This window comes from Nonomuraea sp. WAC 01424 (genome assembly GCF_003947315.1).
Taxonomy (GTDB): domain Bacteria; phylum Actinomycetota; class Actinomycetes; order Streptosporangiales; family Streptosporangiaceae; genus Nonomuraea; species Nonomuraea spiralis.
This window is the reverse complement of sequence record NZ_QHHZ01000009.1, coordinates 292,776-305,693: the sequence shown is the minus strand read 5'-3', so window position 1 is coordinate 305,693 and position 12,918 is coordinate 292,776. Positions and strand designations below refer to the sequence as shown.

General features: G+C 74.0%; 10 protein-coding genes. 5 read left to right on the top strand and 5 right to left on the bottom strand.

Translation table 11 applies throughout. The features are described from left to right. Positions 1-6: 6 nt before the first annotated feature. A complete protein-coding gene (locus DMB42_RS25785) occupies positions 7-621 on the bottom strand; it encodes a hypothetical protein (protein ID WP_125637575.1) in 615 nt (204 codons plus the stop codon). 139 nt (positions 622-760) lie between these two features. Here DMB42_RS25785 and DMB42_RS25780 point away from each other — a divergent pair, with 139 nt between their 5' ends. Then, the gene (locus DMB42_RS25780; RefSeq protein ID WP_125637574.1) at positions 761-1,369 is read left to right on the top strand and encodes a hypothetical protein; all 609 of its coding nucleotides are present in this window, start codon (positions 761-763) and stop codon (positions 1,367-1,369) included. Positions 1,370-1,385: 16 nt separating this feature from the next. Here the strand turns inward: DMB42_RS25780 and DMB42_RS25775 are convergent, their stop codons facing one another. Then, the gene (locus DMB42_RS25775) at positions 1,386-3,107 is read right to left on the bottom strand and encodes a phosphatidylglycerol lysyltransferase domain-containing protein (RefSeq protein ID WP_221762328.1); all 1,722 of its coding nucleotides are present in this window, start codon (positions 3,105-3,107) and stop codon (positions 1,386-1,388) included. Positions 3,108-3,184: 77 nt separating this feature from the next. On the opposite strand from DMB42_RS25775, the gene DMB42_RS25770 reads away from it, so the two are divergent. From DMB42_RS25770 to DMB42_RS25755, 4 genes are all read left to right on the top strand, one after another. Next, positions 3,185-4,273 carry an esterase family protein gene (locus DMB42_RS25770; protein WP_125637573.1) on the top strand — a complete coding sequence of 363 codons (1,089 nt, stop codon included), beginning with the start codon at positions 3,185-3,187 and terminating at the stop codon, positions 4,271-4,273. 108 nt (positions 4,274-4,381) lie between these two features. Next, complete coding sequence (locus DMB42_RS25765) at positions 4,382-5,545, top strand: amidohydrolase family protein (protein ID WP_125637572.1); 1,164 nt, start codon at positions 4,382-4,384, stop codon at positions 5,543-5,545. Continuing rightward, positions 5,542-6,852 (top strand): M20 family metallopeptidase, encoded by a 1,311-nt coding sequence (locus DMB42_RS25760; protein ID WP_260477938.1) that lies wholly within the window; start codon positions 5,542-5,544, stop codon positions 6,850-6,852. The genes DMB42_RS25765 and DMB42_RS25760 overlap by 4 nt, the downstream gene beginning before the upstream one ends. 11 nt (positions 6,853-6,863) lie before the next feature. Beyond that, positions 6,864-9,680: a glycoside hydrolase family 2 TIM barrel-domain containing protein gene (locus DMB42_RS25755; protein WP_125637571.1), complete on the top strand. Its 2,817-nt coding sequence runs from the start codon at positions 6,864-6,866 to the stop codon at positions 9,678-9,680. 59 nt (positions 9,681-9,739) lie between these two features. Here DMB42_RS25755 and tuf read toward each other — a convergent pair whose 3' ends face one another. The 3 genes from tuf to DMB42_RS25740 all read right to left on the bottom strand — a co-directional run bounded on the left by tuf (position 9,740) and on the right by DMB42_RS25740 (position 12,905). Further along, positions 9,740-10,906 carry an elongation factor Tu gene (gene tuf, locus DMB42_RS25750; RefSeq protein ID WP_125637570.1) on the bottom strand — a complete coding sequence of 389 codons (1,167 nt, stop codon included), beginning with the start codon at positions 10,904-10,906 and terminating at the stop codon, positions 9,740-9,742. A gap of 232 nt (positions 10,907-11,138) precedes the next feature. After that, a complete protein-coding gene (gene menC / locus DMB42_RS25745) occupies positions 11,139-12,239 on the bottom strand; it encodes an o-succinylbenzoate synthase (RefSeq protein WP_185844862.1) in 1,101 nt (366 codons plus the stop codon). A 111-nt stretch (positions 12,240-12,350) separates the two neighbouring features. Then, positions 12,351-12,905: an acyclic terpene utilization AtuA family protein gene (locus tag DMB42_RS25740; RefSeq protein WP_125637569.1), complete on the bottom strand. Its 555-nt coding sequence runs from the start codon at positions 12,903-12,905 to the stop codon at positions 12,351-12,353. Positions 12,906-12,918: the final 13 nt, after the last annotated feature.

Sequence of the window (12,918 nt, the reverse complement as noted above, 5' to 3'; positions counted from 1 at the left end):
GCGCGCTCAGGCGAGCGGGCCCACGACCGTCGTACGGACCGGCCACCGCGGCTCCGGTCCACCCGTGGGCGGCCCGCGCAGCACCAGCACGTGCCGCAGGAACAGCCGTACGCGGGCCGTGACGTCCTCGCGCCCGGCCACCGGCGCGCGCGGCGGCGCGGCGAACCCGGCCACGGCGAGGAACAACACCAGCAGCGGGCGCAGCACCCACCCGGCCAGCTCGCGGACCAGGGCGCACAACCCCGACTCCACCCACCGCAGCCACACCGACGTCAGCAGCACGCTCGCCGCGTGCACGAGCAGCATCCCCAGCCCCGGGGCGCCCGCGTCGTGCAGGTGGCCCAGCTCGGCGGCGGGGGGCGGCTCGGGATGGTCGCCGCCCACGGACAGCAACACGTGCAGGACGACCTGCGAGGCGCCCGTCGCGGGCACGATGGCCGCCAGCGTGCGCTCACGCCCGGTCAGCGCCAGGGCCGGGGCCAGGACCAGCAGGAAGCCGGCCAGCAACGCCTTCGGGTCGAAGCAGCCGCCGCCCGCCACGTGGCCGAGCGCGGCCAGGGCGGCGCACGTGCCGGCGAAGCTCGCCGCACGCAACCAGCGCACCACCGACCACGGACCCATCGAGGCCAGATCCTCCCACACGGCCGGGCCGCCCGCCTCCCGTGGGGTGTGCGGCGTTGACAGGCGGCGTACTCTCCGAGTGTGACCCTCCGGTTGACCCCTCCGCCGTTCGACGACGAGGCTCCGTGAGGAGTCCCACATGACCGGCCTCGGCTCGCGCGTGGTCCTGGTGCCCGACCTGGGCGAAGAGCTGGCCCGCGCGGTGGGCGAGCTGGAGAGGCTGCTGCTGGTGCTGCGCGCCGCCGAGTCCGTCGGCTCGCCGCTGCCCGGCGCGCTCGCCGACGGCCTCGCGCTGACCGCGCTGCGCCGCTTGTGGCGGGCGATCGGCCCCACGCAGGGCAGGCGCGCCACCGCCGGCCGCCTCGCCGGCCGCCTGTACGCCCCCGGCGGCCAGGTCGAGCACATGCCGCTGCGCCTGGTCGACATCGACCCGCTCGACGTGGCCACCCTGTCGGCGGCCGCCATGGCGCTCGGCCTCGGCGCGGTCGGCAAGGGCGTGGTCCGCCAGGCCCTCGACGCGGTCGGCACCGACCTGCCCGCCACCGAGCTGGTCTCGGCCGCCGCCCGCTTCAGCGGCCTGCTCGACCTGGCCGACACCGCCGACTCCATCGTGCTGCGCGAACGCCTGGCCGCCGCGGGGCCCGGCGCCGACGTCGTCCTCACGCCGGAGGCCGAGCGGGCCTACCAGGCCACCGTCGGCCGCCTCAACGCCATGTGGTCCGGCACCGGCACCGCTGCCCCTCCCTGACCCGCCGCCGTGCGCGTCAGGGGGCCAGCGGCGCCGGCGTGGTGCCGTGGCGGGGTAAGCGGGGCAGCCGCAGCCGCCCGCGCAGGGGCAGGCCCGAGGGGATGAACGCCTCGGCCTGCAGCGCCGAGACGCCGATCCTGGGCAGGTCGCGCGCGTTCGGGTAGACGACGAAGCGCGGCTCCCAGATCGGGCGGAACTTGGCGTTGAACCGGTAGAGCGACTCGATCTGGAACCAGTGCGACAGGAAGACCAGCACCGACCGCCACGCCCGCAGCACGGGGCCCGCGCCGAGCCGGTCGCCGCGGGCCAGCGCCGCGCGGAACATCGCGAAGTTGAGCGACACCTGCGTGATCCCCAGCGCCGGCGCGGCCCGCAGCGTCTCGGCGATCAGCAACTCGTTGAGCCCGGGGTCGGCGTCGCGGTCGCGGCGCATCAGGTCCAGCGAGACGCCCCGCGCCCCCCACGGCACGAAGTGCAGCACGGCCTTGAGCTCGCCGTCCCTGGAGGCGGTGGCCACCACGCAGTCGGCGTCGGCCGGGTCGCCGAAGCGGCCGAGCGCCATCGAGTAGCCGCGTTCTGTCTGGGTGCCGCGCCACAGCCCGGCGGCGTGCCGGATCCGTTCCTTCTCCTCCTCGGGCACGTCGCGGGCGCGGCGCACCCGGCAGGCGTACCCGGCGCGGCGGGTGCGGTTGACCATCTGGCGCACGTTGCGCATCGCGCGGCCCTCCAGCGTGAAGTCGGCCACCTCGACGATCGCCTCGTCGCCGATCTCCAGCGCGGACATCCCCGCCACCCGGGTCCACACCTCGCCGCCCGCCTCGCCGCACCCGATGACCGCCGGCACCCAGGCGTGCCGCCGCGCCTCGGTCATGAACGCGGCGATCGCCGCCGGCCACGCCTCGCGGTCGCCGGTCGGGTCGCCGCTGGCCAGCATCACGCCGGAGACGACACGGTAGGCCACGGCCGCCTTGCCCGACGGCGAGAACAACACGCTCTTGTCCCTGCGCAGCGCGAAGTAGCCGAGCGAGTCGCGTTCGCCGTGCGCGTCCAGCAGGGCGCGCAGGCGGCTCTCGTCGTCGGCGGTCAGCTCGGCGACCGGCCGCTCGGGGCGCAGCGCCAGGTAGAGCGTCGTGACCGCGGTGAGCGCGCCGAGCGCGACGAGGGAGAAGTAGACCAGGTCGGAGACCCGTTCGGAGGTGAACGTGACCGGCCCCTCGATGCCCGCCAGCCCGAGCGCCACGTGCTCCAGCCGGTCGAGCACACCCGGACGGCCCACCAGCGCGCCCGGCCTGGCGCTCACGATCAGATAGCCGAGCCCCAGGTCGATCACGCCCAGCACGAGCAGGTTCCACAGCGCCCGCCAGCGCGAGCGCGGGTCGGGCAGCGCGGAGAACTCCCGCCGCCCCGCCACGAGCACGGCCAGCAGCACGACGCTGATCGCGGCCGTCACCGGGCGCAGGTGCAGCACGCCCATGACGGCGCTGACCGGCAGCAGCACCACCACCGCCCGCCAGGCCCGCACCTTCCCGCGGCGCAGCGCGTGCGCGATCATCACCAGCATGATGCCGACCACCAGCGACGTCGCCCGCGCCACGGTCGTCACCGTCCCGGGCAGCAGGTCCGACCACTGCCCCATCCGCGTGTGCTCCAGCCGCGGCGCGACGGCCTTGGCGATGTCCAGCAGGCCGATGACCAGCGAGGAGTAACCCGCCAGCGCGAGGATCCATGGACGCTTCACACCAACGATTGAAGCCCCTCCGGGTTAATCTCCTCGTTAACCACGCGCTTACGCCCGCCGGGATATGTCTGCTGTCCATGGGACTGACCTCGATCGTGCTGCTGGTGGCCGTCGCCGCGCTCGCCGTGGCCGCGCTGTCGGCCACCGTGTGGTTGTGGCCGCGGCTGGCCGGGCGGGGCACGCCGCCGGTGCTGGGCCGGGTGGGCCTGCTGGCCGCCTGCCAGACGTTCACCGTGGCCGCGCTCGCGCTGCTGGTCAACTACTACTTCGGCTTCTACGGCTCCTGGGACGACCTGCTCGGCGCCGACACCGGCACCGCCCAGATCACCGCCGCCGGGGCCGCCGCCGGGCTGCGGGTGCTGGACAGCCGGGCCGTCCCCGGCGGGCGCATAGAGGAGGTCACCCTGCCGGGCGCGCGCACGCACCTCAGCGAGGAGGCGTACGTGTTCCTCCCCTCGGCCTACTTCAAGGAGCCCACCCGCCGCTTCCCCGCGATCATCGCCCTCACCGGCTACCCCGGCGACCCGCGCAACCTCATGACCCGGCTCGACCTGCCCGGCCGCCTCGCGCACGCCATCGCCCTGCACCAGGTCAACCCGGCCGTCCTGGTCATGATGCGGCCGAGCGTGGTGCTGCCGCGCGACACCGAGTGCGTGGACGTGCCGAACGGGCCGCAGGCGCTGACGTACTTCGCCGACGACGTACGGCAGGCCGTGACCGCGCACTACCGGGCGGCGCCCGGCCGCGACTCCTGGGGCGTCCTCGGCGGCTCGACCGGCGGCTACTGCGCGCTGAAGATCGTGATGAGCCGTCCCGACGCGTTCTCCGCCGCGGTCTCCCTGTCGGGCTACTACAAGACCATCGTGGACGGCACCACCGGCGACCTGTTCCACGGCGACAAGGCGCTCGCCGACCGCAACGACCTGATGTGGCGCCTGGCCAGGCTGCCCGCCCCGCCCGTCGCCGTGCTCGTCACCAGCAGCAGGAAGGGCGAGGCCGACTACCTGCCGACCGAACGTTTCCTGAACGCGGTCAGGCCGCCGATGCGGGCCTCGTCGCTGATCCTGCCCAGCGGCGGCCACAACTTCAACACCTGGAACAGGGAGCTGCCGCAGGCGTTGCCGTGGCTGGTCCAGCAGCTCGCCGAGCCCGCCCCGGCCCGTTAGCGGGAGAGCCGGTCGCGGTCCGGGTGGTTCATCCTCGCCCCCACGGGGGAGAAGACCTCTCCGTGACCGACTCGTACGCCACCGCCCCGCCCGGCCGCCGGAGCGCCGATGTCCACTGACCTCGACCTCGCCCCGGCCGGGTTCGTCCGGGCCATCGAGGAACTGCCGCTGGTGGACCACCACGTCCACGGCGCCGTCGCCCACGACCTGTCGCGCGGCGCGTTCGAAGAGCTGATCACCGAGTCCGACCGGCCGGTGCCGGAATGGATGACGCAGTTCGACTCCCAGGTCGGGTACGCCGTCCTGCGCCACTGCGCGCCCGTACTCGGCCTCGAACCGCACTGCCCGCCCGAGGAGTACCTGGCCAGGCGGGCCCGCCTGGGGGCCGAGGAGGTCAACCGGCTCCTGCTGGGCGCCGCGGGCGTGGCCCACTACCTGGTCGAGACCGGCTACCGGGGCGATGAGATCCTGGGCCCGTCCGGCATGGCGGAGGTCACCGGCTCGCCCGCCGACGAGATCGTACGCCTGGAGACGGTGGCCGAGCAGGTCGCGGCCGGCGGGTGCGGGGCGGCCACGTTCGCCCAGGCGTTCGCGGAGGCGCTGTGGGATCGCACCGCCCAGGCACGCGGGCTCAAGACCGTCGCCGCCTACCGGCACGGCCTCGACCTCGACCCGGAGCCGCCGGGCCGGGCCGAGGTCACCGAGGCGGCCGGGCGCTGGCTCGGCTCCGGCGGCCGGCTGACCGACCCGGTGCTGCTGCGGCACCTGATCTGGACCGGCATCGAACGGGGGTTGCCGCTGCAGTTCCACACCGGCCTCGGCGACCCCGACCTCGACCTGCGCCGGGCCGACCCGCTGCTGCTGCGCGGCCTCGTCGAACGCGCCGAGCCGTCGGGGGTGCCGCTGGTGCTGCTGCACTGCTACCCCTTCCAGCGGCACGCGGGGTTCCTCGCGCAGGCCTACCCCAACGTCTTCTTCGACGTGGGGCTCGGCGTGACCTACAGCGGGGCGCGCGGCGTGGCGCTGGTGGCCGAGAGCCTGGAGGTGGCGCCGTTCGCCAAGATCCTGTTCTCGTCCGACGGGTGGGGGCCGGCCGAGCTGCACCACCTGGGCGCGGTGTTGTGGCGGCGCGCGATGGCGCGCGTGCTCGGCCGGTTCGTGGTGGAGGGAGAGTGGTCGGCCGCCCAGGCGATGCGGGTGGCGGCCATGGTCGGGGCGGACAACGCGCGGCGCGTCTACGGACTCGGCGCACGCGAGGAGGGCACGCGGTGAACGACTTTCGGGGCCGTACGATCGACCGGCCCGTCGACGGGGCCGTCATCGGGGCCGTCATCGGGGCTGCCGGCGAGGCGGGCGCCGTCCACGTGCTGCTGCGGGAGGCGTTGCGGCGGGAGCTGCCCGCCGCGCGGGCGCTGCGCCGCGAGCTGCACGCCATGCCCTGCGTGTCGGGCGAGGAGGGCCCCACGCGGACGCTGGTGCTCGACGCCCTGCCCGCCGGTACGGCCGAGCACGTGGCCGGCACCGGCGCGGTCCTGCGCGTCGGCGGCCCCGGCCCGGCGGTCGGCGTACGCGGCGAGCTGGACGCGCTGCCGCTGGCCGAACGCACCCGCGTCCCCTGGGCCGCCACCGGCGGCGCGATGCACGCCTGCGGCCACGACGTGCACCTGGCCGCCGTGGTCGCCCTGGCCAGGACCCTAGACCGGCTCGGCGCCGACCCGCCCCTGCTGGTCGTGCTGCAACCGCGCGAGGAGGGGTTCCCCTCGGGCGCCTCCGACGTCGTGGGCTCCGGCGCGCTGCACCGCCACCAGGTGCGCGCGATGGTCGGCGCCCACGTGCAGCCCCTGCTGGAGGAGGGCACGGTCGCCTGCGTGCCGGGGCCGGTCAACGCCTCCTCCGACGAGTTCAGGGTCGTCGTCAGGGGAGTGGAGGGCCACGCCGCCTACCCGCACCTGACCAGGGACCCCGTGGTGGCCATGGCACAGGTCATCGTCACCGCCCAGCAGGTCGTCAGCCGGGCCGCCGACCCGATGGCGCCCACCGTCGTCACGTTCGGCACGGTGAACGCCGGCACCGCGCCCAACGCCGTGCCGGGCGAGGCCGTGGCCAGGGGCACACTGCGCGCCATGTCCGAGGCCCGCCGCCAGGAGCTGCACGAACGGTTCACCCAGGTGGTCGAGGACGTCGCCAGGGCGTGCGGCTGCGTGGCCGAGGTGACGATCCTGCCCGGCGAGCCCGTCCTGGTCAACGACCCCGGGCTGGCCGTACGCGCCGCCGCCCTGCTGCGGGAGCAGGGACGGGCGGTGGACGGCGAGCTGCGCTCCTGCGGGGCCGACGACTTCTCCCACTACGCCTCGGTCGCGCCCTCACTCATGATGTTCGTCGGCGTGGACACCGCCGCCGGCCTGCACAGCACAGACTTCCTGCCCGGCGACACCGCCGTGGACGCGGTCGCCGAGAGCCTGCTGGCCGGCTCCCCCCCGGCCGCCCACCCGCGCGCTCGCATTCCTCCAACAACCGCCGCAGGAAGTCCAAGCACCACCGGAACGGGCATCGCTGACGGGACCACCCCGAACCTCTAGTGTCGGAGGAGATGGATCTCGAAACCTTCGCCCCCGGTTCGGGCCGTCTCGAACCCCGTGCGGCACTCCGCTCCGACGCCCCCGCCCTCGACCTCAACGGCCTGTGGCGCTTCCGCCTCTCGCCCGTCGCCGACATCCCCGACGACTTCGCCCGGCCCGGCTTCGACGACTCCGCATGGGACGAGCTGCCGGTGCCCGCCCACTGGCCCCTGCACGGCCACGGCGCCCCCGCCTACACCAACGTCTCCTACCCCTTCCCCGTGGACCCGCCGCACGTCCCCGACGAGAACCCGACCGGCGACTACCGGCGCGCCTTCGACCTGCCGGACGGCTGGAGCGGCGGCAGGCTGCGGTTCGAAGGCGTCGACTCCTTCGCCCGGGTCTGGCTGAACGGCCACGAACTGGGCTTCTCGACCGGCAGCCGGCTGCCCGTCGAGTTCGACGCCGGCCCCTGGCTGCGGCCGGGACGCAACGTGCTGGCCGTGCGCGTGCACCAGTGGTCGGCCGCCAGCTACCTGGAGGACCAGGACATGTGGTGGCTGCCCGGCATCTTCCGGGACGTCACCCTCACCCGGTCGGCCGCCGACGTGTTCGTGCACGCCTCCCACGACGGCCGGCTGAGCTTCGAGGCCGCCGAGGGCCGCCTCAGCGTCCCCGAGCTCGGCGTACGCGACCTGGAACCCGGCGTCGAGATCACCGTTCGGGCCGAGCCGTGGACCGCCGAGACGCCCCGCCTGTACGAGGCCGTCCTGACCATGCCGTACGAGACCGTGCGGTTGCGCGTCGGCTTCCGCACCGTGTCGATCCAGGACGGCGTGCTCCTGGCCAACGGCCGCCCGCTGCTGCTCAAGGGCGTCAACCGGCACGAGTTCCACCCCCGGCACGGCCGCGCGGTCCCGTACGAGACCATGCGCGAGGACGTGCTGCTCATGAAACGGCACAACGTCAACGCCGTCAGGACCAGCCACTACCCGCCGCACCCCGACTTCCTCGACCTGTGCGACGAACTGGGCCTGTGGGTCGTCGACGAATGCGACCTGGAGACGCACGGCTTCGGCCAGGTCGGCTGGCGCCGCAACCCCACCGACGACCCGCGCTGGGCCGAGGCGCTGCTCGACCGCATGCGCCGCATGGTCGAACGCGACAAGAACCACCCCAGCGTCATCATGTGGTCGCTCGGCAACGAGGCGGGCGTCGGCCGCAACCTCGCCGTCATGGCCGACTGGACGCGCGAGCGCGACCCGTCCAGGCCGCTGCACTACGAGGGCGACTGGTCGTGCGCGAACACCGACGTCTACTCCCGCATGTACGCCTCCCACGCCGAGGTCGAGGCCATCGGCCGCGGCGAGGAGGACCCCCTGGACGACCCGGCGCTGGACGCGCGGCGGCGGGCGATGCCGTTCCTGCAGTGCGAGTACGCCCACGCCATGGGCAACGGGCCCGGCGGGCTGGCCGAGTACCAGGAGCTGTTCGAACGCCACCCCCGGCTGGCCGGCGGGTTCGTGTGGGAGTGGATCGACCACGGCCTGGCCCACCCGCGCCACGAGTACGCCTACGGCGGCGACTACGGCGAGCCCCTGCACGACGCGAACTTCGTGATCGACGGGCTGGTGTTCCCCGACCGCACGCCCTCTCCCGGGCTGCTGGACCTGAAGAAGGTGTTCGAGCCGGTGCGGTTCGAGTTCGGGGACGGCGTGCTGCGGGTGCTCAACCGGTACGACTTCCGCGACCTGGCCCATCTCGCCTTCCGGGCCGCCGTGGAGGCCGACGGGACGCCGGTCGCGGAGTTCCCCCTGGAGGTCCCGCCGGCAGGCGGCGAGATCGAACTGCCCGACCTGCCCCCGGCAGCGGGAACGGCGGGGGAACACTGGCTGACCATCCGCGCCGTCCTGGCCACCGACCAGCCCTGGGCCCCCGCCGGCCACGAACTCGCCTGGACCCAGACCCCCCTCGAGACCCCCGACCCCCCGGCCCGGGAGCCGACCGGGCTGCCCGCCACCCCCGAGTCCCGCGACGGGCGGCTCGTTCTGGGCGGCGGCGAGTTCGACGCCCGCACCGGACGCCTGCTGAGCCTGTTCGGGCTGGACGTCGAAGGCCCGCGCCTCGACCTCTACCGCGCCCCCACCGACAACGACCGCTACGGCGGCCTGGACCGGCAATGGCGAGGGCTCGGCCTGCGCCACCTCACCCACCGCGTGGACGGCGTCGAGACCGGCACCCCTGACGCGTACGGCCTCACCGTACGCGTCAGGGTCGCTCCCGCCGCCACCGACCTCGGCATGCGCGTCGCCTACACCTGGACCGCGACGTCCGACGACACCCTGAACCTGACCGTGGACGTCGAGCCGGACGGCGAATGGCCCGGCCCGATCCCGCGCCTGGGCGTGCACCTGACGCTCCCCGGCGAGATCACCCACGTCACCTGGTACGGCCGGGGACCCGGCGAGGCCTACCCCGACACCGGGATGGCCGCCCGCGTGGGCCGCTGGACCGCCACGATCGACGACCTCCAGACGCCCTACGTCTACCCGCAGGAGAACGGGCACCGCGCCGACGTGCGGTGGGCCGAGTTCGGCGGCCCGGCGGGGACACCCGGGTTCAAGGTCGCCGGCGACCCGGTGTTCGGCCTGACGGCGCGCCGGTGGAGCACCGCCGAGCTGGCGGCGGCCCGCCACCGTCCCGACCTGGTGGCCGGTGACCGCGTACACCTCCACCTGGACCTCGCCCAGCAGGGCATCGGCACCGCCACCTGCGGCCCCGGCACCCTGCCCCGGTACGACCTGCACCCCGCCCCCGCCACCCTCCGCCTCCGCTTCACCCCGGCCTGAGCCCCGGACGGCGAAAGGCCGGGGTCCGAAGACCCCGGCCTCAGCCCCGGACAGGCCGGTCAGGCGGGCACCGTGAGCACGGTGCCCGCGCCGACCGTCAGCCCGCCCTCGCGGATCGCGAACCCGAGACCCGGCTCGACGGCGACCGCCCGGCCCAGCCGGACCGTGACCTCCACCGTCTCACCCGGCTCGGCGGGCCCGGACAACTCCAGCTCGCCGGGCACGTCGGTCGTCCGCAGGTAGAACTGCGGCCGGTACCCCGGCCCGACCGGACGCCGCCGCCCGCCCTCCTGCGGGGTCAGGAGGTACACGCGGGCGGTGAACGACGTACGGGCGCGCTGGGTGCCGGGCGCGGCCAGGACCATGCCCCGCCGTACCTGCTCGCGGCGCACGCCGCGCAGCAGGACGGCGGCGTTGTCCCCGGCCTCGCCCCGCTCCATCGTCTTGCCGAACGTCTCCACGCCGGTCACGACCGCCGTGAACCCGTCGCCGAGCCCGACCGCCTCCACCGTGTCGCCCACGCGAACGGTGCCGCGCTCGATGGCCCCGGTGACGACCGTGCCGCGGCCGGTGACCGTGAGCACGTTCTCGACGGGCATGAGGAACGGCGCGTCCACGTACCGGACCGGGACGGGGATGTGCTCGTCCACGGCCCGCAGCAGCGCCTCGACCGACGCCGTCCAGACCGGGTCGCCCTCCAGCGCGCGCAGCCCGGACACCCGCACCATCGGGACGTCGCGGTAGCCGTGCTCGGCCAGCAGGTCGGCCAGCTCCAGCTCCACCAGGTCCGTCAGCTCCGGGTCGGCGCCGTCGGCCTTGTTGACGGCGACCACCAGGTGCTCGACCCCGACCCGACGGGCCAGCAGCACGTGCTCCCTGGTCTGCGGCATGATGCCGTCGTGCGCGGACACGACGAGGATCGCGCCGTCGAGCTGCGCCGCCCCCGTGATCATGTTCTTCACGTAGTCGGCGTGGCCCGGCATGTCCACGTGGGCGTAGTGGCGGGTGTCGGTCTCGTACTCGACGTGCGAGATGTTGATCGTGATGCCCCTGGAGGACTCCTCCGGGGTCCGGTCGATCCGCTCGAACGGCGTGTACGTCGCCTGCCCCCGCTCGGCGAGCACCTTCGTGATCGCCGCGGTCAGCGTGGTCTTGCCGTGGTCGACGTGCCCCATCGTGCCGATGTTGAGGTGCGGCTTGTTCCGCACGTAGGCCTGCTTGGCCATGATTCCTTCCTCGAAGACCTGGGACCTTGTGTGACCCGTACGGGGTCGGCAACCTCCCCTCGCCGGGTCACATCAGGACTTACGAGAAGAGGTCAGCGCTCCAGGCCGTCGCAGGCACGCTCGAACACACCCGGCGCGGCGGGTGCGAGGCGGCGAACGTGCAGGAACATGAAGAACATGGTGCGGCGCTCAGCGTCCGCACGCAACGGATTATTCCGCCCAGGCCGGACCCCTACAGCGGGATCCACTCCGTGGCGGTCGTGACCTCCTCCAGGATCGACGGGATCGGCTCGACCCCGAGACCCGGCCCGGTCGGCACCTCCAGATGGCCGTCCACCAGTTCGAACGGCTCGGTCACGTCCGTCGCGAAGTACCGCCGCGACCCCGAGGTGTCCCCCGGCAGCGTGAACCCCGGCAGCGCCGCCAGCGCCACGTTCGCCGCCCGCCCGAGGCCGGTCTCCAGCATGCCGCCGCACCACACCGCCACCCCGTTGGCCCGGCACATGTCGTGGATGCGCCGCGCCTCCAGGTAACCGCCGATCCGCCCCGGCTTGATGTTGATGATCGAGCACGAGCCCAGCGCGATCGCGGCCGCCGCGTGCTCGGCCGACTCGATGGACTCGTCCAGGCAGATCGGGGTCTGCAACTGGCGGGCCAGCTTGGCGTGCTGGACGAGGTCGTCGTTGGCCAGCGGCTGCTCGATCAGCAGCAGGTCGAACGCGTCCAGACGGGCCAGCCGGCGGGCGTCGGTCAGCGAGTACGCCGCGTTGGCGTCCACCTGGAGCAGCAGGTCGTCGCCGAACCGCTCGCGCACCGCCCGCACCGGCTCGACGTCCCAGCCGGGCTCGATCTTCAGCTTGATGCGCACGTACCCCTCCTCGACGTAGCCGGCGACGGCGTCGAGGAGCTGCGGGACCGAGTCCATGATGCCGACCGACACCCCGCACGGTACCCGGTCGCGGGCCGCGCCGAGGAAATGGCCGAACGACTCGCCGGCCGCCCTCAGCTGCGCGTCCAGCACGGCGGTCTCCAGCGCGGCCTTGGCCATGCGGTGACCCTTGACGGGTTCGAGGGCCCGGCCGACCCCGTACGCGTCGACGTTCTTCGGCAGGGCGGGCAGCAGGAAACGGCGGATCACCTCGGCGGCGCCGTCGACGTACTCGGAGGAGTAGAGCGGCTCGGACATGGCCACGCACTCGCCCCACCCCTCGGCGTCCGGCGTCACCACCCTGACCAGCAGGACGTCACGGGCGGTCTCGGTGCCGAACGACGTGCGGAACGGCGACACCAGCGGCATCGCGATCCGCCGCAGCTCTACTCCGGTGATCTTCACACTCTCTCCACTCGGTCGGCGCACAGGTATTCCCTGGTGACCGTACGACATGCGGCCGCGCCGGGATTCGTACCGAGACACCAAAGGCGGGCACTTCTTCGTCGGAAGGTCCTACACGACGATGCCCGGCGTCGGCGCGATCCGGATCCGGCACGGCGTGTCCTCGCTGAGCCGCACCGCCTCCAGCGGCACCGTGACCTCCGGCGTACGGTAACGCCCCCCCGAGAACGCCGCCGCCAGCCGGGCCCGGACGAACGCGGCCGACATCTGGCCGTCGATCGAGCTCCTGCCGTCACGGCCGATCTCCGCCACGCACACGCCGGGCTGCGTGGCCAGAGCCAGACCGGCGACGGTGGCCCCGGCCAGGGCGCCCACGTCACGCCTGGTCCAGCCGTAGTGCCACATGCCGGCGGCCACCACGGGCGCGGCCGGGCAGGCGGGCTCGGTGATGACCACGTCGAGCCCCTGGAGCAGCGCGGAGGCGATCTGCTCGGCCCCCCTGAGCGCGCCCGGCGCGATCCGCAGGCCGGGCAGCTCGGGCAGCGGGCCGCCGAGCGTGTAGATCAGCTTGATACCGGTGGCGAGAGGTTCGGGACCACTTTCGCGCCATCCACAGGCGACGACGCCGACCGACGGGGCAGAGCCCAGCGTGCCGATCCGCAGCATAAGAGAATGACTA

Excerpts from the sequence above, each read along its gene's own strand:
- DMB42_RS25785 (WP_125637575.1), bottom strand. The coding sequence starts at position 621 with ATGGGTCCGTGGTCGGTGGTGCGCTGGTTGCGTGCGGCGAGCTTCGCC.
- DMB42_RS25780 (WP_125637574.1), top strand. The coding sequence starts at position 761 with ATGACCGGCCTCGGCTCGCGCGTGGTCCTGGTGCCCGACCTGGGCGAA.
- DMB42_RS25770 (WP_125637573.1), top strand. The coding sequence starts at position 3,185 with ATGGGACTGACCTCGATCGTGCTGCTGGTGGCCGTCGCCGCGCTCGCC.
- DMB42_RS25765 (WP_125637572.1), top strand. The coding sequence starts at position 4,382 with ATGTCCACTGACCTCGACCTCGCCCCGGCCGGGTTCGTCCGGGCCATC.
- DMB42_RS25755 (WP_125637571.1), top strand. The coding sequence starts at position 6,864 with ATGGATCTCGAAACCTTCGCCCCCGGTTCGGGCCGTCTCGAACCCCGT.
- tuf (WP_125637570.1), bottom strand. The coding sequence starts at position 10,906 with ATGGCCAAGCAGGCCTACGTGCGGAACAAGCCGCACCTCAACATCGGC.
- DMB42_RS25740 (WP_125637569.1), bottom strand. The coding sequence starts at position 12,905 with ATGCTGCGGATCGGCACGCTGGGCTCTGCCCCGTCGGTCGGCGTCGTC.